This is a genomic window from Yimella sp. RIT 621, assembly GCF_004146205.1.
Classification (GTDB): domain Bacteria; phylum Actinomycetota; class Actinomycetes; order Actinomycetales; family Dermatophilaceae; genus Yimella; species Yimella lutea.
Genome location: NZ_SEIP01000017.1, coordinates 1 through 24,393, shown reverse-complemented (window position 1 = coordinate 24,393; position 24,393 = coordinate 1). Strand labels below are relative to the sequence as shown.

Below are 24,393 nucleotides of genomic sequence, written 5' to 3'. Positions count from 1 at the left end.
TCCGGCCCACGCCCGAGGTTGTCGGTGGCGGCTGGTGTGATGGCTGGCATGGTCGAACTGGTCCGTTGCGCACCCGACGCAGTGCAGGCTCCCGTTCTCGACGCCGCCCAGGGTGCTGCGGTGTCGAGTCCCGCGGCGACCCGTCTGGTGCTGGGCGCGCCGGGCACCGGCAAGAGCCTGCTCGCGGTCGAAGCAGTCGTCGACGCCGTCGATGCAGGAGTGCCTTCTGACTCCTGCGTGATCCTGTCGCCGACCCGCGTTCGTGCCGGCGCGCTGCGGGAGCGAGCATCAGCACGTCTGGCGAGCACCTCCAGCGCACCGATGGCGCGCACTCCCCAGGCGCTGGGTTTCGGCATCCTGCGCCGGATTGCTGCAGTGGAGGGGCGGGAGGCGCCCCGTCTGTTGACCGGCCCCGAACAGGACGTGATTCTGCGTGACCTGCTCGCCGGGCACGCGTCCGGTGAGGTGCCCGGCCCGCGTTGGCCCGACTTCGTGCACGAGGCGCTGGCGACCCGAGGGTTCCGGCACGAGCTACGAGACCTGCTCATGCGTGCGGTCGAGTGGGGTGTCGATGCCGACCACCTGCGTCTGCTCGGTGAGGAGCACGAACGGCAGGAGTGGATCGCTGCCGCACACGTGCTCGACGAGTACGACCAGGTCACGGCTCTGTCCCGGCCGGGAGCCTACGACCCTGCCTGGATCATGGGCGGTGCGGCCGACCTGCTGGAGGCCATGCCCGACCAACTCGAGCAACTGCACCGGGAGTTCGCGTTGATCGTCGTCGACGACGCACAGGAACTCACTCGAGCCGCAGCACGACTGGTGTCGCTGCTCGCCGGACCGACGACCCGGTTGATGCTGATCGGCGATCCCGATGTCGCGGTGCAGACCTTCCGCGGCGCCGACCCGCGGCTGTTCCTCGATCTCGCCGAGCGCGCCGGCTCACCGGCCCGGTTCGAACTCGGCACCGCTCATCGTTCGCCGCGCACCATCCGCGAAGCAGCCGCGCGGGTGACCGCACGCATCGGCTCGGTGGCCGGCGGCGAGCACCGGAGCCCGTCCGCCGCCGCACGTGAAGGGTCGGTCGAGGTGGCGATGCTGCGTGCGGTGAGTCAGGAATCGGCTCATATCGCAGCCGAACTGCGCCGTGCGCACCTCGAGGGCTCCGTGCCGTGGTCGCAGATGGCCGTGATCACGCGGGGGCAGGCCCGCATCTCCGCGCTGCGTCGGGTGCTGCAGAGTGCAGGTGTGCCGGTGGCGATGCCGCCGACGGTCATCGCGCTGCGCGACGAACCGGCAGTCCGACCGCTGCTCACCTTGTTCGAAGTCGTGGCCGACCTCGCCGCGGGTCGGGTGCCCGCCTGGACCCCCGACGACATCATCGATGTGCTGAGTTCTCCTCTGGCACATATGGATTCGTTGTCCATCCGGCGTCTTCGTCGTGCCCTCCGCTCGGCAGAGTTGGCCGACGGAGGCAGTCGCTCCAGCGACGAATTGTTGGTCGAGACGGTGCACCGACCCGAGTTTCTCGGCGATGTCGGCCCGGACGCGGTCGGCCTCTTGCGCATCTCCGCCGTCCTTGCGGCGGGCACGGCCGCGTGGCAGGCGGCGGACGCGTCCGCGGAGACCGTCCTGTGGGAGATGTGGATCGCCGCCGGCGTCGCCGGTCCGTGGTCACGCGCGGCGCTCGCCGGTGGCACCTCGGGCGCCCGTGCCGACCACGACCTCGACGCCATCGTCGGCCTCTTCGGGGCGGCGGCGTCCTACGTCGACCGGCTGCCCGGTGCGTCACCGGCCGGTTTCCTCGACCACATCCGTGACCAGGAGGTCGCCGGTGACCGGCTGACCTCCTCGGCCCCGGCGCAGGACGCGGTGGATCTGCTGACCACTCAGGCGGCCGCCGGCCAGGAGTGGCAGTTCGTGGTGCTCGCCGGAGTGCAGGAAGGGGTGTGGCCCGACTTGCGGCTGCGCGGTTCGCTGCTCGGATCCGAAGCGTTGGTCGATGCGCTCACCGGACGCCCTGCCGATCTGCGCTCGCAGGCCGCGGCGGTGCGTTACGACGAGACCCGGCAGTTCCTCGTCGCGTTGACGCGCGCCTCAGAGCGGGTCCTGATCACCGCGGTTCGATCGGATGAGGAGCAGCCGAGCGTCTATCTCGACATCGTCGACCCGATCGACGATCCGGACGGCAGGAAGCACACCGATGTCGGACGCGGGTTGAACCTGCGGTCGATGGTCGCCGAGCTTCGCCGTGAACTCGTCGTTCCCGAGTCCGGTCCGCAGGGGGAACTCACCCCGGTCGAGGCGGCTCGGCTGCTCGCCGAACTCGCGCACCGCGACGTCGCCGGCGCCGACCTCGATCAGTGGTGGGCCTTTCACGAACTCACGTCGACCGATCCGGTGCGGCGGGTGGATCAGCCGGTGCGGGTCTCACCCTCGAAGGTGGCCGACTTCGGCACCTGTGGGCTGCGCTGGTTTCTCACCTCCCGTGGTGGCGACGGTCCTGACCAGGGTGCGGCGAACATCGGGATCCTGGTGCACGAGATCGCGGCCGAGTACGCCGACACCGATCCCGATCGCATGCAGCAGGCGTTACGGGACCGCTGGGGCCGTTTGGGTCTCGGCGAGTCGTGGATCAGTCGGCAGCAGTTCCGGCTGGCCTCGCTGATGCTCGCGCGGATGCACCGTTACGTCGACGAGGCGGCCGCCGGCGGGTGGACCCCGATCGGCGTCGAACAGGACTTCCAGGTCAGCGCCGGACGCGTCCGCCTGGCCGGACAGGTCGACCGAATCGAGCGGCACGAGACCGAGGGCATCCGGGTCATCGACCTCAAGACCGGAGGGTCCGCACCGTCCGGTAAGGAAGTCGCCGAACACCCGCAACTCGGCGCCTACCAGTGGGCCGTCGAGCACGGTGCCTTCGGAGCCGACGAGACCTCCGCCGGGGCGGCATTGCTGCAGGTGGGCAAGGGCTCGGGCAAGGGCGTCAAGGAGGACTACAACCTGCAGCAGCAGGTGCCGCTGTCGTCCACCGAAGATCCGGAATGGGCCGACCGGCTGCTGCACGCCACCGCCGAGGGAATGGGTGCCGCCGAGTTCACCGCGACTCCTGGCAAGCAATGCAGCACCTGCTCGGTGCGGGCGGCCTGCCCGGTACTTCAGGAAGGGGAGTCGAGCTGATGAGCAGCACGGCTGTCATGCACAGCAGCCTCGAGATTGCGCGCCGGCTCGGCATGTTCCCGCCGACCGACGAGCAGCGAGCCATCATCGAGGCCGACCCGGACGCCCCGATGCTGGTGGTCGCAGGTGCGGGTTCGGGCAAGACCGAGACGATGTCGAACCGGGTGGTGTGGCTGGTCGCCAACGGCTTCGTCCAGCCCGATCAGGTGCTCGGGCTCACCTTCACCCGCAAGGCAGCAGGCCAATTGGCCGAACGCGTCGCTCATCAATTGCGCGCGCTGCGTGCCGCAGGCCTCTGGGTGCCGCAGCAGGACGCCGACGGAACGCTCGGGCTGTCCGACAGCCCGACCGTGCTCACCTACCACTCCTACGCCGGCCGACTCGTGCGTGAGCAAGGCCTGCGCCTCGGCGTCGAGCCCGACTCCCGAATGCTCACCGAGGCAGCGGCCTGGCAGTACGCCGCCGAGGTCGTGCATGGCTACGACGGGCCGATGGACGATGTCGACAAGGTCGAATCCACTGTCACCGCAGCCGTGGTCGCGTTGTCGGGTGAGATGTCCGAGCACCTGCTGACGCCGCAGGACCTGCGGCTGGAGATCGAGGCAATCCTGTACGGGTTGGAGGATCTGCAGGAGGCCGGGCGGCTGAAGAAGGCGTCCAACCCCGACTACCGCGACCTCGTGGCTGCGATGCGAGCGCGACTGGCGGTTCTGCCGCTCGTGGAGCGGTACCAGCAACTCAAGCAGGCGAGGTCAGCACTCGACTTCGCCGACCAGATGGGTCTCGCGGCCAACCTGGCGTCGCGATTCGGCGGGGTCGGTCAGTTGGAGCGGCGCCGGTTCAAGGCGGTGTTGCTGGATGAGTTCCAGGACACCAGCGAGGCACAGTTGCAGCTGTTGAAGAATCTCTTCGTGGCCGAGGGCGAGCCGGTGCGGGTCACCGCCGTCGGCGACCCGCACCAGTCGATCTACGGCTGGCGCGGGGCCAGTGCCACGACGCTCGGCTCATTCCCCGCACACTTCGCCGACGCCTGCGGTGACGCCGCCGTCCGACCGCTGTCGCGCAGCTGGCGCAACGACCGGGCGATCCTGGCCGCGGCCAACGTGGTGGCCGCCCCGCTGCGGCAGGGAAGCCCGGTGGCCGTGCCCGCCCTGCAGGCAGCCGAGACCGCGGGAGAAGGGGCAGTGTTCGCTGCCCGTCTGGAGACGATCGAGCAGGAAGCCGATCACGTCGCTGCGTGGCTCGCGCAGCGGTGGCAACCCGACCAGAACGGCGATCACCCGACGGCCGCTGTCCTGTGCCGCAAACGCTCGCTGTTCCCGTTGATGATCGACGCGCTCGATCGCGCTGACCTGCCGGTCGAAGTCGTCGGCGTCGGCGGTCTGCTGATGACGCCCGAGGTCGCCGATCTGGTGAGCCTGCTCTGGGTGGTCCAGGACCCGACCCGGGGCGACCGGTTGATCCGGTTGCTCACCGGCCCGCTGGTGCGGCTCGGTGCGGCCGACCTCGATGTCCTCGCCGCTTGGTCGCGGCGCATCGAACAGGACGGCAGACCACAGGTTCCGCGCACCGAACAGGACCGTGAGCCCGACACCCGCGATCGGCCGTCCCTGGTCGAAGCCTTGGATCATCTGCCGCCGGTCGACTGGGCCGGGCCGGCCGGAAATCCGATGAGTTCTGTTGCTCGAGAGCGACTTTCCGGTTTGTCGCTGGCGATCCGCAGCCTGCGCCGTCTGACCGGTCTCCCGCTTGCCGAACTCACCGGCGAGGCCGAACGCGCACTCGGTCTCGACATCGAGGTCATGTCGCGGCCCGGAGTGACCCCGCAGACGGCGCGGGTGCACCTCGACGCGTTCGCCGACGTCGCGATGAACTTCACCGCCAGTGCCGACCGCCCGACGCTCGGCGGCTTCCTGTCCTGGCTGGATGCAGCCGAGGACGAAGAACGCGGCCTCGACAAGGCCGAGATCGAGTCCAACAGTGCGGCGATTCAGGTGCTCACCATCCACGCGGCCAAGGGTTTGGAGTGGGATCACGTCGCGATTCCGGGGATGACCGAGACCGTCTTCCCCAACCACCGCCGCTCGGCCACCTACAACACCGACCTGCAGGGATGGAGTGTCGGCGCCAAGACCGACCCGAACGACCGCAGCACCTGGGTGCTGGAGGAGAAGGGCTGGACAGTCGGCCTCGATGGTGTGCCCTATGACCTGCGGGGCGACAGCGACGGGCTGCCGTCGCTTCCCATCGGTGAACTCGCCGACCTCGTCGAACTGCGCGATGAGTACAAGAAGTTTCGCGAGGCGAACGGCGAGCACGGCCTCGCGGAGGAGCGGCGGCTGGCGTACGTCGCGCTCACCAGGGCGAAGCACTCGATGCTGATGACCTCGTCCGTGTGGTTCTCGGGGAGCAAATGCCGCCTGCCCTCCCGCTTCCTGTGCGATGTCATCGACGCCGGACACGTTGTTTTCGAACCGAATTCACCCGATCCAGACCCGGACGCGACGAATCCCCGGCTGGTCGACGGGCTGTCCATGGTGTGGCCCGACGACCCGCTGGCCCGGCGTCGCAGCGCGCTGCTCGAAGGCCGCGAACACGTGCTGAACGCATTGCAGGAGATCACACCGGCGGCCGGCCCCGATCCCCTCGGCGCTCTGGAGGTCGACGGTCCGTTCTCCGATGCCGAACGTCGTCGGCGACGCGAACTACGCACCCTGCTGCACGAACGCGCGGTCGGCACCGGGGTGCGGGTGCCGACCGTCCAGTTGCCCGGTCATTTGTCCGCCTCGTCGGTGGTGGCGTTGGCGAGCGACCCGGAGAAGTTCGCGCTCGACCTGCGCCGGCCGATGCCTTCCCCGCCCGCGTACGCAGCGCGCCGAGGTACCCGCTTCCACGCCTGGGTGGAGGAGCACTACTCGAAGGCGGCCCTCGTCGACATCGACGAACTGCCCGGGTTCGCCGATCTGGACGCCGACGTCGACGCCGACCTGGAGACGATGAAGGCCAACTTCCTCGCCTCCGAATGGGCCGGACGTGCCCCGATCGCCATCGAGGTGCCGATCGAGACCTGGGTCGCCGGGGTGTCGGTGCGCGGTCGGATCGACGCGGTCTTCGAGGACGCCGATGGCTATCTGATCATCGACTGGAAGACCGGTCGTCCGCCGTCGGGCCTCAGCGGTTCGGCACGTGTCCTGCAGTTGGCGGCCTACCGGCTGGCGTATGCACGACTACGCGGCATCGAGCCGGAGCGGGTGAAGGCCGCGTTCTACTACGCCGCGACGGGTGAGACGGTACGCCCGGAACTGCCCGGCGACGACGCGATCGACCGGCTGATCACCGCTATCCCGCTGCAGGAGTAGCGGATTCAGTTCTTCGGGTCGCGCTTGATCTGCATTTCGACGGTGTCGTCGTCGCGCAGGTGCTGTTCGTCCTCGGCCGAAGTGTCCGTTGTACGGGCGTCCGTGGTGACGGCGTCGGTGGCCGCGAAGTCGTCGTCACGAACATCCGGCTCGGGCGACGCACTGTCGACGTCGACGCTGTCCTCGCCGGCGAGTTCGTCCAACTGGTCGGCGGTGACCGCTCTGGACCTGCGCGGGGGTGCCGGCATCAGGCTTTCGTCACCGGAGGTCTGTTCGTTGAGCCGGCGAAGAGCGGCAGCCCGGCGGTCGATGAGCGCGTCGTCGTCGGCGGCGACGGCGTCCAGCAGCACCGTGATGCGTTGCAGTTCGGCGCTGAGCCGGATGCGTCGCTCCAGGTGCTTGTCCGGTGCCTCCGTGCGCACCGCGGAGTAGGACTCGAGCACGGTGTCGAAGGCCTCCGACGGCGCCAGCACCCATAGGGCCGCGAAATCGTCGGCCGGGTCGCAGACCGCGGCGTTCTCCCAGGACGCGATCGCGCAGACCTTGTCCGACCCCCAGAAGACGTCATGACCTTCGAGCGGTCCGTGCGTGACACAGGTCGGGAAGCGCCAGAGCGAGACTTCCTCCAGGGCCCGTTCCCAGCGGGCCAGCAGGGCCGAGGGCACGAGTCCGGTACCGGCGGCGCGGTCGAGGATCGCCAACCTGCGCGAGCGGTAGCCGTCGCAGTCGTAGCTGGGCACCCCGACTTCATCGGCAACTCGAGGGTCGACGTCGTGCAGGGCGGCCAGGGCGCGTCCGACCTCGATCGCCTCCCGGCTGCCGCCGGTCAGGCCGCGCCACACCATCGGGTCGCCAGGAAGCTGCGGGGCCACCGTGACCAGATTGCGATCGGCCAGCGTCATCCGTCCCTCGGCCACGGGCACCGCGAAGGGCACCCGCTTGGCGAGCAGGCGGGTGAAACTGCCGGCCTGCTCGGCGGCAGCCGCAGCCGCCGCGTTGCGCGAGACGCGAACGGTCCAGGGCTGCCCGTCGGACGACTCGACCCGGGCCTGCTGGTACTTGTCGGTCACGCGGGTCGGCAGCGCGACCACGGAGCGGGGCTGCACGCGGGGGAGGGCTGCATCGGCGAGGGCGGCCAGAACGTAGGGACTGCGAAGCACGGCCTCACGGTACGCGGACACGGTCGCCTAGCCTGGGAGCCGTGGCCGATTCGTCCCCAACTCATCGCGATTCAGATCTCGTTCCGACCCCCGGCGGGGATGACCGGCACGCGCATCTGATGCTGTCGCGCAGCATCCTCGACCGTGACTCCTTGCGCCGGGAGGATCCATCGCTGCTGCAGAGCCTGTTGTCGTCGCCCCGGACCCGGGTACTGCACCTGCGTGGTGAGCGAATGCCGGTCACCACCCAGGGCGATGTGGTGCGGTTGCTGCTGCGGGCTCCGCAGCCGGCCGACAGCGACCTTCCGGCTGCGTACCTCGGCCGACAGGAGGGAGCCGACTTCGTCGCCGTGTTCGACGTCCCGGAGCGAAAGGTGCCCGGCGATGCCGGTACCACTGATCCGGACGACCTCGCCCGTCAGAGCGAGCGCACGCACCGCAGCCTGCGATCGCTGGCACCGGGGTTGCCCGTCGCCGATCTCGGCTTGGCAACAACGTCGGTCGCCATGGCGAACTGGGTTGCCACCCAACGGTTCTGCGCCCGTTGTGGACGCCCCGTCGCACTGACCAAAGCGGGCTGGGTCATGACCTGCGATGAGGGGCATCATCATTTCCCGCGCACGGATGCCGCGGTCATCATGTCGGTGGTCGATCCGGACGACCGGCTGTTGCTGGCCCAGGGCACCCGGTTCGTGCTTCCCACGGGCATGTCGGTGCTCGCTGGTTTCCTGGAGCCAGGTGAGTCGATGGAGGCCGCCGTGGCTCGGGAGGTGATGGAGGAAGTGGGTTTGCCGATCGTGGAGGCCGAGTACGTCGGCAACCAGCCGTGGCCCATGCCGGCCTCGTTGATGATCGGTTACGCCGCACGCACGGACGAGACGCGGTTGCGCCTTGATCCGGTGGAGATCCGCACTGCCCGCTGGTTCACACGGGCCCAGTTGGAGGACGCGTTGGCCGGCGGCGAACTCACGGTCCCGCCGCGCCTGTCGATCGCTCGCCACCTCATCGAGCGCTGGTACGGCGCGGCCTTGCCGGCGCAGCCCGGAGACGTCTCGTGACGCCCGACGAGGTACTGCACGGCCTCGACCCCGAGCAACGGATCGTCGCCTCGAACCCGCTCGGTCCGATGTGCGTTCTCGCCGGCGCCGGCACCGGTAAAACCCGCGCCATCACCCACCGGATCGCCTACGGCGTCCACTGCGGTGCCTACCAACCGCAACGCGTTCTGGCCGTGACCTTCACCGCCAGAGCGGCGGGAGAGATGCGCACGCGTTTGCGCGGACTGGGGCTCGACAAGGTGCAGGCGCGCACCTTCCATGCAGCATCCCTGCGTCAGCTGGGTTACTTCTGGCCGAAGGTCATCGGCGGGGCTCCGCCGCAGATCCTGGGGCAGAAGGCGCCGGTGATCGGCGAAGCCGGGGCTCGGCTACGGCTGCAGCTGGATCGGGTGGCGATCCGCGACATCGCCTCCGAGATCGAGTGGGCCAAGGTCGGCATGCTCACCCCCGAGACGTACGCGCGGCACGCGGCCAAGGCGGGGCGCAATGTCGCCGACCTCGACCACATCGCGATGGCGCGTCTGTGGGAGATGTACGAGGACGTGAAGTCGGGGCGCCACGTGATCGACTTCGAGGACGTCCTGCTGCTCATGGCCGGCTTCCTGGTCGAGCGGGATGACGTGGCGCGCGCCGTCCGCGAGCAATACCGTCACTTCGTGGTCGACGAGTACCAGGACGTCAACCGCGTCCAGCAGACCTTGCTCGATCTGTGGGTCGGCGACCGAAGCGACGTGTGTGTGGTCGGCGACCCGGCGCAGACGATCTACTCCTTCACCGGTGCCTCGCCACGACACCTGCGCGAGTTCGCCACCAAGCACGCCGGCGCACAGACCGTTCGCCTGGTGCGCAACTACCGCTCGACCCCGCAGGTGCTGCAGTTGGCCAACGCCGTGCTCGGCGCCGCCAAGGGCGGGGGATACGCCCAACTGCAGGCGCAGTCCGACGACGGTCCGGCCGTCGAGTTGCACCAGTTCGCCGACGACGTCGCCGAAGCGTCCGGCATCGCCCAGCGCATCAAAACGCTTCTCGCGCAGGGCGTTCCGGCCAGCGAGATCGCCGTCCTCTACCGCATCAACGCACAGTCGGAGCCGCTCGAACAGGCGCTCGCCGAAGCCGACATCAACTACCTCGTGCGCGGCGGGGAACGCTTCTTCCGTCGTGACGAGGTCAAGCGGGCCGTGGTCCTACTGCGAGGTGCGGCTCGTTCGGACGACGGTTCGGCGCCCTTGGGTGCGCTGGTGCGTGACGTCATCACCGCGGCCGGATGGTCGCCGCAGCGACCCACCGGCGGGGCCCTGCTCGAACGCTGGCAATCGCTCGAAGCCCTCGCGACCGTCGCCGACGATCTGGTGACCGCGAACCCGCAGGCACGCCTGCCAGACCTCATCGTCGAACTCGACCGACGGATGGCCGAGCAGCACGCGCCGTCCGTCGAGGGGGTCACGCTCGCTTCCCTGCACGCGGCCAAGGGCCTGGAATGGGACGCCGTCGTATTGGCGGGATGCTCCGACGGCCTGCTGCCGCTGTCGCATGCCGAAGGCCCCGAAGCGATCGAGGAAGAGCGCCGACTGACCTACGTCGGCCTGACCCGTGCCCGCAAGCACCTGGTGCTGACCTGGGCGCAGGCACGTCAACCGGGCGGCAAGCCGACCCGTTCGGTCTCGCGCTTCCTGCACGCCGCCGACGGAATCCTCGACGGTGTGGCGCCGCGGCAGCGCAGCGAGAAGCGCTCGACGGGTCGGGGTAAGAAGGTCGAGCGCGCCAAGCTGGTGCGCTGCCGCACCTGCGCGAAGGATCTCTATACGGCGGCCGAGCGAAAGATCGGCCGTTGCAGTGACTGTCCGCCCACCTACGACGAACAGACCTTCGAGGCTCTGCGCACCTGGCGCAAGGGCGTCGCCGACCGCCAGCGGGTGCCGGCGTTCGTCGTCTTCACCGACGCGACCCTCATCGCGATCGCCGAGCGCGGTCCGGTCGACGAGAGTGGATTGGTCGGGGTCTCCGGGGTGGGCGCCCGCAAGCTCAAGGTCTACGGACCGTCGGTGCTGGGCGTCCTGCGCGGCGAGCCTGCCGATGACATGATCGAAAAGTCTTGTGCTGCAATGGAATCCGACTGATCTTTACTGCATCGAGAAATTGGTCGTTAAATAAGTTGCCCCGTGTGAGAAGGCGCACGTAGCCTGAGACACGTTCAGCCCGGCCCCTTCGTGGGTGTGCTGGGGTCGTTGATGAGTCGAGAGGAGGGTTGGCCTGATGGAGACCAAGACCATGTGCACTAAGACGGGCCTGTTGTCCGATCTGCGTTTTGCGCACTCGTCCTCGCCGACCCTCGCAGGCATCTCTGCCTCGACCCAGGGGAGCAGTGTGTCCGTCGTCTCGATGGTCGCCGCCGAGTACTCGCGTGAGCGCAGTGGCAATGCCCCCTTCTTCGGCACCGATGTCGAAAACCCTCCGCGGCAGGAGGTCACCGTCTCGATCTGATCGCAGATTGACGGTCCTCTTTCAAAGGCCGCGGAACCCTGACAGGGTCCGCGGCCTTCGTGTATTCCGCGGACGAAGCACACGACTACGAAAGATCAACAGACATGTTCGAAGCGATAGACACGGGGCTCCGTGACTTCATCGACCAGGCCATCGACTCTCAGGAGGACGGGATCGAACTGCCGTGCCAGGTCAACGACCCGGAGATGTGGTTCGCCGAGCGGCCGGACGACATCGAGTTCGCCAAGGCGCTGTGTGGCACGTGCCCGCTGCAGCGTGAATGCCTCGCCGGAGCCGTCGAGCGGCGTGAGCCGTGGGGCGTCTGGGGCGGCGAGCTGTTCCAGGCCGGCGTCGTGATCGCGCGCAAGCGTCCTCGTGGACGTCCGCGCAAGAACGCGATCGCGGCATGACCACCGTCTCGTCCGGCGGAAGTCGGGTGAACGGTCGACAGCAGGTCGGCAAGGGCGCAGGGGTGATGAGTGTGGTGCGATTTCGGGGGACGCACCACGCCCACCACCCCTGCGCTCTCGTCGCGGGCTGACTCAGAAGTCGGCGCCGGGAACGTTCTCGGCGAAGATCTGGCGGGCCGGCACGGTGCCGTCGATCTGGCAGAGCACCGCCACCCCGCCCAACCAGGTGCGGTAGATCAGCACGAACTCCGGCGGAAGATTGAGGCGAAGGCCCACACTGAACTGGGAGCTGCGCGGGTCGTTGATGTAGTTGAACACGCTGCGCAGCCAGGTGCGGGTGAACTCGAACTCGTCGTGCCGTAGTGGCTCGATGAGGACAGCGAAATACTCCAGCAGCTGGTCGGCGTCGATGTCGATCGACGACTTCACGAACCCGGCTTCCCGTAGCAGGTCCAGCAGGCCCTCGGCATCCTCCTCCAGCGCGAGCGTGACCAGTTCGCCGAGCACCGGCGGCAATCCGTCCGGAAGACGGTTGACCGCGCCGAAGTCAAGCACGCCCAGGCGCCCGTCCGGCAGCAGTCGGAAGTTGCCGGGGTGCGGGTCGGCGTGCAGCAACCCCGCTTGTCCCGGCCCGCCGAGCAGGAACTCCAGGTAGCGGCGCGAGACCAGGTCGCGCTCTTCCTGGCGGCCCTCGGCGATGATCCGTGACAGCGGGGTGCCCTCGACCCATTCGCTGACCAGGACGAGGTCGGTGGCGTGGACGACGTGGGGAAGGGCGAAGTGTTCGGAGCCCTCATAAGCCTCGACGAACTGTTCCTGCATCACCGACTCCAGGCGGTAGTCGGTCTCCTCGCTCATCCGGGCGCGTAGTTCGTCCAGGATCGGCACGACATCCAGCCCGGGAACCCACGAGGTCGAGACGCGCATGACGCGTGCCAACTGGTTGAGATCGGAGAGCATCGCTTCGGCTGCTCCCGGGTACTGCACCTTGACCGCCACCTCACGGCCGTCCTTCCAGACCGCTCGGTGCACCTGACCGATCGAGGCCGAGGCCACCGGCGTGTTCTCGAACGACTCGAACTTGCCGCGCCAGCGGGTGCCCAGTTGTTCACGCAGCACCTTGTTGACCGACTCCTGTGACATGGCCGGCGCGGAGTCCTGCAGTTTGGTCAGCATCGAGCGGTACGGCGCGGCGAGTTCCTCGGGCAGCGCGGCCTCGAAGACCGACAACGCCTGCCCGAACTTCATCGCTCCGCCCTTGAGCTCCCCGAGCACCTTGAACAGCTGTGCGGCTGTCTGCTCCTGCATCTTGGCGGTGACGGCTTCGGCGGGCGCACCTCCCACCCGGCGGCCGAACCCGACCGCGGCCCGCGCCCCTATCCCCAGAGGTAGCGATGCCAGCCGTGCGGTTCGCACGACGGCCTTGCGAGGAAGATCCGTCATGGGGACATTGTGACTGACGGTGGGCTGAGTCCGGCTGACCGGCGTCCCGCTCACGTCCGGACATCTGGAACACCTCCGGTCGTCCGGGTCGGATCTGGCAGCGCCGACGGCACCAGATGCGACGTGGACGACAAGATGCGACCGGGAAGGCAGGATCACCCCGCCTGCTGCGCCTGGCACACGCACAGCGGGTGGATCGGCCAGACGTGATGCATGACTCGGCCGAGCGAACTGGAGACCGACATCGCCGAGCCGATGGGAAGCGGGTTGTCGCTCATCAGGCCGCGTGCGACCAGCCCGGCGAATCCGACTGCTACATGGGCGAGTTCGGGAGATGTGGTGGGTTCGTCGTCGTACAGATCGTTGCCGAGCACCTGGGGACGAAGGCGTTCCCAGCGCCGGTCGAGATCGTGCCGTCGGGCGTTCAGGCACCCTTCGCACGGACCGGCATCCGCCTGCAGCAGGGGTCCGACGACGATCTGATCCGGGCCGATTTCGACGACCAATCGTGAGACTCCCGGGCCCAGGCGTGCGCCGGGTGCGCCGACCGTGATGCCCAGCATCGGCAGGTGCGGATTCGCGGTGGCGCCGAGCTGGTCGAGCAGGTGCGCGATCGCGACAGCCACCGGGCCACACCCGTGCACCGCGAAGTCGAGTCCGCGCAGATCCGGCGGCAGCGTGCAAGTGACCGCGTCGCGCAGTGCGTCGGCGGCGCGTGCGTCGAGTCCGCGGAAGGCGGTCGCCCACTGCGAACGGGTGAGGGCGCCGGCAGCGACGATGCGGTTGATCACCGCGGGTCGGAACGGCCCGACGACCTGGGGTGAGCGTGCTCCCAAGCCGATCAACAGATGTGACTCGTCGTAGCGCAGCGCGCGAGAACGGTTGGGCGACAGGGTGATCGGTTCGATCATGGTGGTTTCTCCGTGACGTGGAGGATGGCTGTGACCGGGGCGTCGGGTCAGAGTGCCACTGATCGACCGAGCCGGTTCCGGTTCTCCACAGCGCCCGGCTCATGGTGCCGGTTCTGAGCGAGGCGGTGGACGATTCGTGCCGTGTCGGTGCTCGGACGTAGGTTCACCGGCATGGAACCAACGCCTGAGGTGGAGATCGTCCGCTCCTCCCGCCGCCGCTCGACGCTCTCGGCGACGCTGGTCGACGGACGCGTCGTGGTGCGGGTGCCGGGCACCATCTCCTCGGCCGAGCTCGACCGTCTCGTCCCTGGGCTGGTGCGTCGGGTGATGGCAACGCAACGCCGCCCGGCCGCGTCCGACCAGGCGTTGATGCAGCGGGCGCGGGTGTTGTCCGAGCGTTACCTCGACGGCAAAGCAGTGCCGGCATCGGTGCGTTGGGTGGGCAACCAGCAACGCCGGTGGGGTTCGTGCTCGGTGAGTTCGAAGCAGATCAGGCTGTCGGACCGGTTACAGAACATGCCGCAGTACGTCATCGACCATGTGCTCGTGCACGAACTAGCGCATCTGTTGCACGCCGACCACGGGCCGGGCTTCAAGGCGCTCGTGGCGCGCTATCCGCAGCTCGAACGCGCAGAGGCGTTTCTCGCGGGAGTCAGCTTCGGCTCGGGGCTGCCGCCGGTGCCGATGAACGACCTGCCCGACGAGCCAGCAGATCCCTGATCCGCAGTACGGTCGCGGGTAGATCGGGATCGGTCGGCTGCGGGATCGCGTCCACCGGCCACCACGCGGCAGCGTCCGACTCCTCGGAGACGACGCACTCGGCCGGTTCGTCCAGCACGATCGCGACCCGCACGTCGCGGTGAGAGGTGCAGCGGCCGAACGCAGCCGAGAGCTGATGATGGTGCAGGTCGACGATCATCGCGTTCGCGACATCGACCGGTAGCCCGGTCTCCTCGCGCACCTCGCGCACCGCGGCATCGATGACGCCGGCGTCATCACTTTCGAAGTGACCGCCCGGCTGCAGCCACAGCCGGGCCTTGCGATGCATGATCAACGCGACATGCTCCAGCCTCGGGTCGAAGACGAAGCCACCGCAGGTCAGGTGGTCGGACACTCCGTCGCGGCTCACCGCGTCCGGATGAACCGCCAGGTGTGCGAGGTACTCCTCGCGCACGTCGTTCAGTTCGGCAGTGGGCGCGTCCCAATGCTCCAGCAGGCGGACGACGTCCGCCTGCAGGTGTTCGAAGCTCATGCCTTGGGATCGTCGCCGGACTCGTCGCCGTCACCGTTGCCGGGCTCGTCGGCCGGGGAGTCCGACTTCTCCGACTCCATCTCCTCGCGGCCCTGTGCCAGCAATGCGGCGAGCGCGTCGTCCATCTCGTCCGGCTGTGCAGGCTTCTCTCGGGCTTGCTCCTTTTCGCCGTTGACGTAACCCATCGGGTCGTCGAGGTCGTCGGCGCCGGGAGCGAGATCGGGGTGCTTCCAGGCCCCATCGCGGCCCGCCGTTCCCTTGGAATCCTCAAGTGCGGCAAAGAGATTGGCGGCATCACGCATGCGACGTGGGCGCAGTTCGAGTCCGACCAGGCTGGCGAAAACTTTCTCCGCCGGACCACCGGTCGCGCGGCGACGGCGAACCGCCTCGGACAGGGCGTCGGCGTGCGGCAGGTGCGGGCGCACCGCACGGTCGCTCACGGTGTCGACCCAGCCTTCGACCAGGGCGAGCAATGTCTCCAGGTGAGCGAGGGTGCGCTTCTGGGCCTCGCTCGGCTCCGGGCGGAAGATCGATCCGGAGATCGACTCCTGCAGTGCAGCCGGGTCCTGCATGTCGGCGTTGCGCATGGCCTCGTCGATCGCCTCGGTGTCGATCGAGATGTCGGCGGCGTAGGACTGCACGGCCGCGATGAGGGCCGGGCCGAGCCAGGGCACGTTCTGGAACAGGCGCGTGCGAGCCGCTTCGCGTACCGCGAGGTACAGGTGGATCTCGCCGGCGTCCATACCGAGTCCGTCGGCGAACGCGGCGACGTTCGTCGGCATGATCACCACCGGGTTGCCCTCGACGAGGGGAAGCCCGACCTCGGTGCCCGTGACCAGTTCACCGGCGAGCGTGCCGACGGCCTGGCCGAGTTGCATCGAGAACACGGCACTGCTCATCCGACCGAGCATCGGCTCGAGCTGACCCATCATCTGCGGCGGCATGCCGAACTGCTCGGCGCCGAGATTGCCGATCTGGTCGCGCATCGCGCGCATGACGGCGGCGTTGACGGCGTCCGAGATGGGTTCGACCAGGCGGCGCCAGGTGGGCATCGTCGCCTCGACCCACTCCGAACGACTCCACGCCTTGCCGGCTCCGGTCGAGGCGAAGTCGGTGACCTGGTCGAGCCACAGGTTGGCGACCATCACCACCTGGTCGACGTCCTTGGCCGTTGCGGCCGACACGCTCGGGTCGCCGTCGGTCGAGACGGTGCGGCGGGCGACGTCACGGGCGGCATCGATGTTGAAGCTGCCGTCGGACGGCGCCGCCATCATCGCGGCCATCTCCTGCTGCATCTGGGCGAACATGGCCGGATCGATGTGGCCGAGGCCGAGCTCGGACATGGCCTCGCGCATGTCGTCGCCACCGCCCATCAGGTGCTTGAGCAACTCGTTGAGGTCGGGTACGTCGTCGGGGCGCTCTTCGGGGTTCATCTCGTTCCTTCGCGCAACGGATCGTGGGTCTGATCCTCGGTCCGGTCTGTTGGTCGTAGGTCACTTGCTCGGGTCAACCACACGGCGATGCGAATCGTTCCCGGTGCCAGGTTCGAGAAGTCGAGCCCACAGTGCCTACGCTACGTCGGTACGCCGCCCGAGAAGCACCTGGAGTCCTGATGAACCAAGCGCGGGTCACGCTGACCGACGTCCGCGACACCCCTTTGTCCGTGGACGAGGTGCTGACGGCCGTCCAGGACCCCGCTGCGGGAGGCATCGGACTCTTCGTCGGAGTCGTGCGTGACCACGACAACGCCAAGGATGTCGACGGGCTGGAGTACTCGGCGCATCCCAGTGCCGTTGACGGATTGCGGCGGGTGTGCGAGCAGGTGCTGAGCGACGAGGTGAGCAAGGTGGCAGCGGTCCATCGCGTCGGTTCGTTGCAGGTGGGTGACCTCGCTGTGGTCGTGGCGGTGAGCGCGCCGCACCGTGGCGCCGCGCTGGACGCGTGCCACCGCCTGATCGACGACCTCAAGCTGACGGTGCCGATCTGGAAGCACCAGAGTTTCGCGGACGGTTCGGACGAGTGGGTCGGCCTGTGAGCGCACCGACGCCCGACCGATCGCACGACCCATCGCCCGAACACGCCGAAGGGCAGCCGTCCGCGCAATCGACGGCCGGCCGGCGCGGCCTGTCGTTCCGCAACGTTCTGCTGATCGCCGTCACCGTGCTGGTCGTCATCGCGATCGCCTTGATGTCGATCATCAAGGTGCCGGTCGTGATCCTGCGGCCCGGCCCGGCGACCGACACTCTCGGGAAGGTCGACGGCAAGGACGTCATCGCGATCCAGGGCGCCAAGACCTACCCGACGTCCGGGTCGCTCGACTTCACCACCGTCTCGCTCGCCGGCGGACCCAACTATCCGGTCTCGGTGATCGAGTACCTCCAGGCGAAGTTCCTGGACAAGAACGCGCAGATCGAGCCCGAGGAGGCGTGGTTCCCCAAGGACGTCAGCGGCGACCAGATCAAGCAGAAGAACGCCGCCGACATGACCGACTCGCAGGAGACTGCCGAGGTCGTCGCCATGCGTTCGGCCGGCTTCACGGTGCCGCAGAAGGTGCTCGTCGGCATGATCGCCGAGGGCGCGCCCGTGGGGAAGGCGCTGGTGGTGAAGGACCAACTGCTGAGCATCGCCGGCAAGAAGGTCACCGACCTCGCGTCCGTGCACGCCGCGATGGACGGCGTGAAACCCGGTTCGTCGGTGCCCGTCCAGGTGCTGCGCGGTGGAAAGAGAGTGTCGGTGTCGGCGAAGACGGCTGCCGCCCAGAACGGACGGGCGGTCTTCGGTATCGGACTCGACCCGGAGTACACGATGCCGTTCGAGGTGAAGGTCAACGCCGGCAATGTCGGCGGGCCGTCGGCCGGAATGATGTTCACCCTGGCGATCTACGACAAGATCACGCCCGGCGCCATGACCGGCGGCAAGAAGATCGCCGGCACCGGCACGATCAACGAGATGGGCGAAGTCGGGCCGATCGGGGGAGTGCGCCACAAGATGGTCGGTGCGAAGGACGCCGGGGTCGGTTACTTCCTCGCGCCCGCGTCCGACTGCGACGAGGTCGTCGGCCACGAGCCGGACGGTGTGACGGTGATCAAGGTCGCGAGCCTCAAGGAGGCACTCGCCGTCATGCCGAAGATCGCCAAGGGCGAGACCACCGGATTCCCCGCCTGCACGAAATAAGGTGTCAGTCCTCGTCGTCGAGACTGGCCCGCAGTGCGGCCACCAAGCCGGGTGCGATGTCCGTGCCCACGGCGACCTTGTCGTCCTCGTCGTGTTCGCGTTGCCGCAGCAGGCAGATCGCCTCACCGTCGCGCAGCACACCGACCAGCAGCCGGACGTCGCGACGGTCGGGGTGCGCGGCCAGCACCTCGGCGGCCTGCTCGGCGTTGTCGGGCAGGTCGTTCTCGGCCTCCGGCGGCACCACGATGCGTTCGATCGCCAGCAGCACACCCTCCACCTCGGGCGGCCACGCCAGGCGTCCGAGCATCGACTCGATGGACGAGGTACGCGGCATGCCCTCCTGCTCGATGGCGCTGAAGGAGTCCGGGTCGGCACCCTTCAACTGATCGGCGAGTGCCGGTTCGTTGGCCAGCAGCGCAGAGTTGGTCGCGAGAGCGAACAGGCGCGGCGCCTGGTCCCAGCCGGCCGCGGCGACGTGACGTTCGGTGTCGACGGCGCACTCACCCAACGGGCTGAGAAGCGGCTTGGCCGTGGGCTGTGACTCGGGCTGTGACTCGGGCTGGTCCAGGGACTGCTCGGAGATCGGCTGATCGGGCGCTTGCTCGTCGGTCATGTGCGTCATCGTCTCGCACAGGTCTCGATCCCGGCGAACCGGCGGTCCTTCGGCGGGGTCGCCGGGTTAAGGTCTCCAGGACGCCAGTTGGCGCGAAGCCCGACGGAGGTACACGTGAGTTCGGCCGACGACAACGCACGCGGCGGTTCGGGAGACGGCCCGGGCGGACGCGACGACGCGTGGACCGCGCTGGACGAAGCGCGGCGACGCGGGGCCGGACGCCGGCGCTGGCTGATGCTGGGTGTCGCGCTGTTCCTCGGTTACCTCGCGATCCGATTCGGGGCTCGCCTGTGGACCGAGAAGTTGTGGTTCGACGCCATCGGCTACTCGCAGGTGTTCCGTAACGAGATGTTGGCCAGGACCGGGTTGTTCATCGCCGGCTTCCTGCTGACGGCGGGCCTGGTGTGGCTGAGCATGCGACTGGCCTACCGACACCGTCCTTTCCTTCCGCCGGGGTCGATCGAACCCGACGCGATGGAGCGTTACCGCGCGCTGGTCGAGCCGGTGCGGTCGACCGCGTTCAACGGCATCCCGATCCTGATCGGTCTGTTCGGCGCCGGAGTCGCCGGTAGTCAGTGGAAGACCTTTCTGCTGTGGTGGAACCGCACCGACTTCGGGGTGAAAGATCCCAAGTTCGGTAGGGACATCGGTTTCTTCGTGTTCAGCCTGCCCTGGTGGCAGTTGGTCACCGCGCTGCTGACGATGGTGCTGATCTTTGCTCTGGTCGCAGCGGTGGTGGTGCATTACATCTACGGCGGCATCTCGCTCACCCGCGAACCCGGCTCCCGATTCACCTCGGCGGCCAGGCTGCATCTGTCGCTGGCGGCGGCCGGCCTCGTCCTCGTCCGGGCGGCGGCCTACTGGCTCGACCGGTATGCCCTCACCACGAAGGATGCGCGGCTGATCACCGGTATCGACTACACCGCCGACCACGCGCAGATCCCCACCAAGACCGTGCTCGCGGTCGCCGCCGTGCTGTGCGCCGGCATGTTCATCGCGACGATCTGGACGCGTACCTGGCGCCTACCGGTCATCGGGCTGTCCTCGATGGTCGTACTCACGTTGGTGCTGTCGGCGATCTACCCCACGATCATCGCCAACTTCAAGGTCAACCCGAACGCGCGTGCGCTGGAGTCGCCGTACATCGCGCACAACATCAAAGCCACGAAACAGGCGTACGGGATCACCAACCTGGTGGCGACCAATCAGCAGCCGGAGACGGCAGCCAAGCCGGCCGAACGTCGCAAGGACGCCGCAGCGATTCCCGGCATCCGGTTGGTCGACCCGTACATCATCTCGCCGACCTTCCGGCAGTACGAGGGCCAGAAGCAGTACTACCAGTTCGCCGACGTGCTCGATGTCGACCGGTACAAGGTCGACGGCAAGGAGACCGACGTCGTGGTCGGCGTCCGCGAATTGGATCAGTCGGGTATCCCTGCGGGACAGCGCAACTGGGTGAACGAGAAGACCGTCTACACGCACGGGTACGGCGTGGTCGCGGCGTACGGCAACCAGCGCGGTGACGAGGGCCAGCCCAACTGGCTCGCCTCGACGATGCCGCAGCAGAGCAAGGTCGGAAAGTTCGAGCCGCGGGTGTACTTCGGTGAGATGTCGCCGAACTACTCGATCGTCGGCGGACCGGAGGGTGCGGCTCCGGCCGAACTCGACTACCCCGACAGCAGCACCGGCGGCGAGCGTCGCACCACCTACGCCGGAAACGGCGGCGTCGCGCTCGGCGGGGTGTTCCGCAAGCTCGCGTACGCGGCGAAGTACCAGGAGTACAACTTCCTGTTCTCCGACAGCATCAACGAACAGTCGCGCATCCTCGACGTCCGAAACCCTTCGGACCGGGTGAAAAAGGTCGCTCCCTGGCTCACTGTCGACGGCGACCCGTACCCGATCATGGCCGGTGGACGCATCCAGTGGGTTATCGACGGTTACACCACGAGCGCGCGCTACCCGTACTCCCAGATGTCGTCGCTCGATTCCTCGACCGAGGACTCGATCACCAACAACGCCGACAACGTCCGCTCGATCCGCGAGGGGTCGATCAACTACATCCGCAACTCGGTGAAGGCGACGGTCGATGCGTACGACGGTTCGGTGAAGTTGTATGCCTGGGACGAGCAAGACCCGGTGCTGAAGGTCTGGCGCAAGTCGTTCGGTGGCACGGTGCTGCCGCTGTCGCAGATGCCGACGGCGGTGCGTGAGCACGTCCGGTACCCCGAGGACCTGTTCAAGGTGCAGCGCGAGATTCTCGGCAAGTACCACGTGAGCGACCCGGCGACCTTCTTCAGCGGCACGGACTTCTGGCAGGTGCCGGCCGACCCGACGCGGGCGGGCAGCGGTCAGCAGCCGCCGTACTACCTGTCGATCTCGATGCCGGGGGTGCAGCAACCCACCTATTCGCTCACCTCGTCCTACATCCCGGTCAGCAGCGGCGGTCAAAGCCGGCAGAACCTCGCTGCGTACCTCGCCGTCGACTCAGATGCGACGCCGAGACCCGGTCAGCCGAACGGCAGCTACGGCACGATGCGGCTGTGGACGATGCCTCGTAATGTCACGATCAAGGGGCCCGCGCAGTTCCAGAACGACGTCAACACCTCCAACGAGGCATCGACGACCTTCCCCCAGACGCTGTCGGTGTTCATGCAGGCCAACGGTGACCGAGTGCAGCGCGGCAACCTGCTCACCCTTCCCCTCGCGGGCGGGCTGCTGTACGTCCAGCCGATCTACGTAAAGGCCACCGGCACAACGGGATTCCCGCTACAACGGGCGGTTGTCGTGCAGTTCGGCAACAAGCTTGCCTGGGGCGTGACTCTTGGGAACGCGCTCGACGATCTGTTCGGTGCCAGCGCCGCCGGCAGCGACGACGACGACAAGCAGCCCGATCAATCAGACACCGTCGACAAGGCTCTCTCGGACGCCAACAGCGCGTGGACGCGTGGGCAGGACGCCCTCAAGAAGGGTGACCTGGCCGGCTACCAGAAGGCGATGAACGAGATGAAGGGCGCGCTCGACCGAGCCGTGCGGTTGAACGGAGCTGCGGGCACGCCGACCCAACCGTCTCCGAGCCCGTCGCCCTCTCCCAGCCCGTCGCCGTCTGCGCCTGCCACGGCCCGTCCGTCCGCAGCACCGGCTTCCGCCACGCGTTAGTCAGAGTTCGCCGGTCAGGTAGCGCTGCAGGTTGGGCGCGACGGCGTCGACCAGTTCGTCGATCTCGGCGTCCCGGACCGCAGGGAGCCCCAGGATCTGGCGGGTCACCAGCAACCCGGCGATCTGACTGGCGAAGAGGGTGAGTCGCAGTTCGACGTCCCGATGGTCGTCGAGGCGCTCGCGGATGGGGGCCAGGATGACGCCGGTCAGCAGGCCGCGGACGAGTTCGTCCTCACCGTTGATGAGAGCCTGACGGAACCGGGCGACGATGCTCGGCCCGGCCGGTGAGGCCCACACGGTGAGGATCTGGCGCAACGCCGTCGCAGCGAGTTCGTCGATCGGGCAGGTGCGGACCGGCTCGAGCACCACGGCCGGGTCCGACGGGAACTCGACCGCCGCCACGAACAGTCCGCGCTTGTTGCCGAAGTAGTGGCTGATCAGTGCCACATCGACCTCTGCTTCGTCGGCCACCCGGCGCAGCGTCGTGCGGTCGAAACCGTTGGTGCTGAACAGTTCTCGTGCCGCGTCCAGGATGTCGTCCTTCGCGCTCGAGCCTGCGGAGCGGCGTCCGGTGCGGCGGCTCACTTGGTCTGCCTCGGCATCGACCATGCGGCCAGAGCCAACGCGCCGAGCGCGAAGAGGGCGAGAACACCGACGTTCGTCAGGACGTCCGCCGACGGGTCGGCCTGCGAACCGATCGCCTGCAGTCCCTTGACCGCGTAGGTCATCGGCAGGAGGTCCGAGAGCCACTCCAGGACGGTCGGCATTCCCTCGCGCGGTGCGAACAACCCGCACAGGAAGATCTGCGGGCCGATGACGAGCGGCATGAACTGCACGGCCTGGAACTCGGTGTGGGCGAACGCGCTGGCGAGCAGGCCGGTGGCGACACCGACGATCGAGGCGATGACCGCGACCAGGAGCACCCAGGCGATCGGCCCGGCCGGGTCGACGCCGAGCAGCCAGTGCGTCACAGCCACCAGGACCAGCCCTTGGACGAGCGCGGTCACCGCGAAGGCGACCGCGTAGCCGATCAGCAGATCGGCTCGGTGCAGGGGAGTGGTGAGCAGGCGTTCGAGTGTGCCGCTGGTGCGTTCGCGCAGCATGGCCACGCTGGTGACCAGGAACATCACGAGCATCGGCAGGATGCCGAGCATGGTGAGCGCGACCCGGTCGAAGGTGCGCTCGTCGTTGAACACGAAGTACAAGAGCGTCAGCAACAGGGTCGGCACCATCACGATCAACCCCATGGTGCGGTGATCGGCCTTCAACTGCTGCAGGATGCGTTTGATCGTGGCAGTTGCGATTCGCGGGTTCATCGGTTGCCTCCAGTGCGGATGAGGGCGAGGAACGCGTCCTCCATGGAGTGCTTGCCGGTGCGTTCGAGCAGGTCGTCCGGCGGTAGATGGGCCAGTAGGCGACCGTCGCGCATGAGCATGACGCTGTCGCAACGGGCGGCTTCGTCCATCACATGGCTGGACACCAGCAGCGTCGTGCCGGCTTCGGACAGCCCGCGCAGGTGGGCCCAGATGTCCTCACGGGTCAGCGGATCGAGTCCGACAGTGGGCTCGTCGAGCACGAGCAGCTCCGGTTCGCCGACGAGCGCGCAGGCCAGGGATGCGCGGCTCGCCTGGCCGCCGCTGAGGTTCTCCACGGGGCGGTCGGCGAACTCGCCCAGCCCGACGGTCTCGATCGCTCGATCGGCGTCGTGCTTCGAAAAGCCTTGCAGTGCAGCGAAATAGACAGCGTTGTCGCGCACGGTGAGGTCGCGGTAGACGCTGACCGCCTGGGTGACGTAGCCGACCTTGCGACGCAGCCCGGCGTCGGTCGGGGAGTGGTCGAGCACGGTCAGTTCTCCGCGTTCGATCTTCTGGACCCCGACGATCGTGCGCATCAGTGTCGTCTTGCCACAGCCGGAGGGTCCCATCAGCCCGACGACCGTCCCGCGCGGTACCTCGAAGGTGAGGCCGTGCAGAACCTCGTTGCCGGAGCGGCTGACGACGAGGTCACGCGCGGAGACTGCCGCCCGCGAGGAGAACTCATCAGGCGTTGAATTCATCATGTGTTGAAATGTCCTCGAATGTCGGCTCGAAGTCAAGGGCTGCGTGGTCGACGGTGTTCGCGCTGGTCGAACAGCGTTGAGGCGCACGGACTTTCAGCACTGGCCGCGCTCGCCTCCGGATGACGGTGAGTTGTCGA

At 68.0% G+C, this 24,393-nt stretch carries 19 protein-coding genes; 10 read left to right on the top strand and 9 right to left on the bottom strand.

The features are described from left to right. Positions 1-48: 48 nt before the first annotated feature. Positions 49-3,180 carry an ATP-dependent DNA helicase gene (locus tag EU513_RS14115; RefSeq protein ID WP_129627028.1) on the top strand — a complete coding sequence of 1,044 codons (3,132 nt, stop codon included), beginning with the start codon at positions 49-51 and terminating at the stop codon, positions 3,178-3,180. Then, on the top strand, positions 3,180-6,539 hold the full coding sequence (locus tag EU513_RS14110; RefSeq protein ID WP_129627025.1) for an ATP-dependent DNA helicase: 3,360 nt from the start codon (positions 3,180-3,182) through the stop codon (positions 6,537-6,539). The genes EU513_RS14115 and EU513_RS14110 overlap by 1 nt, the downstream gene beginning before the upstream one ends. 5 nt (positions 6,540-6,544) lie before the next feature. Here the strand turns inward: EU513_RS14110 and EU513_RS14105 are convergent, their stop codons facing one another. Next, entirely contained in the window at positions 6,545-7,699 is a 1,155-nt protein-coding gene (locus tag EU513_RS14105) for a phosphotransferase (RefSeq protein ID WP_129627022.1), read from the bottom strand. A gap of 41 nt (positions 7,700-7,740) precedes the next feature. Here EU513_RS14105 and nudC point away from each other — a divergent pair, with 41 nt between their 5' ends. From nudC to EU513_RS14085, 4 genes are all read left to right on the top strand, one after another. Beyond that, the gene (gene nudC / locus EU513_RS14100; protein ID WP_240796071.1) at positions 7,741-8,757 is read left to right on the top strand and encodes an NAD(+) diphosphatase; all 1,017 of its coding nucleotides are present in this window, start codon (positions 7,741-7,743) and stop codon (positions 8,755-8,757) included. Then, entirely contained in the window at positions 8,754-10,874 is a 2,121-nt protein-coding gene (locus EU513_RS14095; RefSeq protein ID WP_129627019.1) for an ATP-dependent DNA helicase UvrD2, read from the top strand. Before nudC ends, EU513_RS14095 begins: the two co-directional genes overlap by 4 nt. 136 nt (positions 10,875-11,010) lie before the next feature. Then, entirely contained in the window at positions 11,011-11,238 is a 228-nt protein-coding gene (locus tag EU513_RS14090) for a hypothetical protein (protein WP_129627016.1), read from the top strand. A gap of 104 nt (positions 11,239-11,342) precedes the next feature. Then, the gene (locus tag EU513_RS14085) at positions 11,343-11,648 is read left to right on the top strand and encodes a WhiB family transcriptional regulator (protein ID WP_129627013.1); all 306 of its coding nucleotides are present in this window, start codon (positions 11,343-11,345) and stop codon (positions 11,646-11,648) included. A 132-nt stretch (positions 11,649-11,780) separates the two neighbouring features. Here the strand turns inward: EU513_RS14085 and EU513_RS14080 are convergent, their stop codons facing one another. Together EU513_RS14080 and EU513_RS14075 are read right to left on the bottom strand one after the other, a co-directional pair. Continuing rightward, the gene (locus EU513_RS14080) at positions 11,781-13,091 is read right to left on the bottom strand and encodes an AarF/ABC1/UbiB kinase family protein (RefSeq protein ID WP_129627010.1); all 1,311 of its coding nucleotides are present in this window, start codon (positions 13,089-13,091) and stop codon (positions 11,781-11,783) included. A gap of 155 nt (positions 13,092-13,246) precedes the next feature. Continuing rightward, positions 13,247-14,002 carry a hypothetical protein gene (locus tag EU513_RS14075; RefSeq protein ID WP_129627008.1) on the bottom strand — a complete coding sequence of 252 codons (756 nt, stop codon included), beginning with the start codon at positions 14,000-14,002 and terminating at the stop codon, positions 13,247-13,249. A 171-nt stretch (positions 14,003-14,173) separates the two neighbouring features. Between EU513_RS14075 and EU513_RS14070 the strand changes: the two genes are divergently transcribed. Continuing rightward, the gene (locus tag EU513_RS14070; protein ID WP_129627005.1) at positions 14,174-14,722 is read left to right on the top strand and encodes a M48 family metallopeptidase; all 549 of its coding nucleotides are present in this window, start codon (positions 14,174-14,176) and stop codon (positions 14,720-14,722) included. On the opposite strand, the gene EU513_RS14065 is transcribed toward EU513_RS14070, so the two are convergent. Together EU513_RS14065 and EU513_RS14060 are read right to left on the bottom strand one after the other, a co-directional pair. Then, positions 14,655-15,254, bottom strand: a complete 600-nt coding sequence (locus EU513_RS14065; RefSeq protein WP_129627002.1) for an NUDIX hydrolase — start codon at positions 15,252-15,254, stop codon at positions 14,655-14,657. The two genes, EU513_RS14070 and EU513_RS14065, sit on opposite strands and share 68 nt — an antisense overlap. Then, positions 15,251-16,687 (bottom strand): zinc-dependent metalloprotease, encoded by a 1,437-nt coding sequence (locus EU513_RS14060; RefSeq protein ID WP_129626999.1) that lies wholly within the window; start codon positions 16,685-16,687, stop codon positions 15,251-15,253. The genes EU513_RS14065 and EU513_RS14060 overlap by 4 nt, the downstream gene beginning before the upstream one ends. A 179-nt stretch (positions 16,688-16,866) precedes the next feature. Between EU513_RS14060 and EU513_RS14055 the strand changes: the two genes are divergently transcribed. Together EU513_RS14055 and EU513_RS14050 are read left to right on the top strand one after the other, a co-directional pair. Then, complete coding sequence (locus EU513_RS14055) at positions 16,867-17,289, top strand: molybdenum cofactor biosynthesis protein MoaE (protein ID WP_129626996.1); 423 nt, start codon at positions 16,867-16,869, stop codon at positions 17,287-17,289. Further along, positions 17,286-18,428 (top strand): PDZ domain-containing protein, encoded by a 1,143-nt coding sequence (locus EU513_RS14050; protein ID WP_129626994.1) that lies wholly within the window; start codon positions 17,286-17,288, stop codon positions 18,426-18,428. The genes EU513_RS14055 and EU513_RS14050 overlap by 4 nt, the downstream gene beginning before the upstream one ends. 4 nt (positions 18,429-18,432) lie before the next feature. Here the strand turns inward: EU513_RS14050 and EU513_RS14045 are convergent, their stop codons facing one another. Further along, the gene (locus tag EU513_RS14045) at positions 18,433-19,041 is read right to left on the bottom strand and encodes a PPA1309 family protein (RefSeq protein ID WP_239702237.1); all 609 of its coding nucleotides are present in this window, start codon (positions 19,039-19,041) and stop codon (positions 18,433-18,435) included. Positions 19,042-19,155: 114 nt separating this feature from the next. On the opposite strand from EU513_RS14045, the gene EU513_RS14040 reads away from it, so the two are divergent. Next, positions 19,156-22,197: a UPF0182 family protein gene (locus EU513_RS14040; protein ID WP_129626992.1), complete on the top strand. Its 3,042-nt coding sequence runs from the start codon at positions 19,156-19,158 to the stop codon at positions 22,195-22,197. Here EU513_RS14040 and EU513_RS14035 read toward each other — a convergent pair whose 3' ends face one another. From EU513_RS14035 to EU513_RS14025, 3 genes are read right to left on the bottom strand one after another with little or no spacing between them, the layout of a single operon-like run. Next, on the bottom strand, positions 22,198-22,782 hold the full coding sequence (locus EU513_RS14035; protein WP_168990294.1) for a TetR family transcriptional regulator: 585 nt from the start codon (positions 22,780-22,782) through the stop codon (positions 22,198-22,200). Beyond that, complete coding sequence (locus EU513_RS14030) at positions 22,779-23,513, bottom strand: ABC transporter permease (RefSeq protein ID WP_129626988.1); 735 nt, start codon at positions 23,511-23,513, stop codon at positions 22,779-22,781. Before EU513_RS14030 ends, EU513_RS14035 begins: the two co-directional genes overlap by 4 nt. Beyond that, positions 23,510-24,256 (bottom strand): ABC transporter ATP-binding protein, encoded by a 747-nt coding sequence (locus EU513_RS14025; RefSeq protein WP_129626986.1) that lies wholly within the window; start codon positions 24,254-24,256, stop codon positions 23,510-23,512. The genes EU513_RS14030 and EU513_RS14025 overlap by 4 nt, the downstream gene beginning before the upstream one ends. Positions 24,257-24,393: the final 137 nt, after the last annotated feature.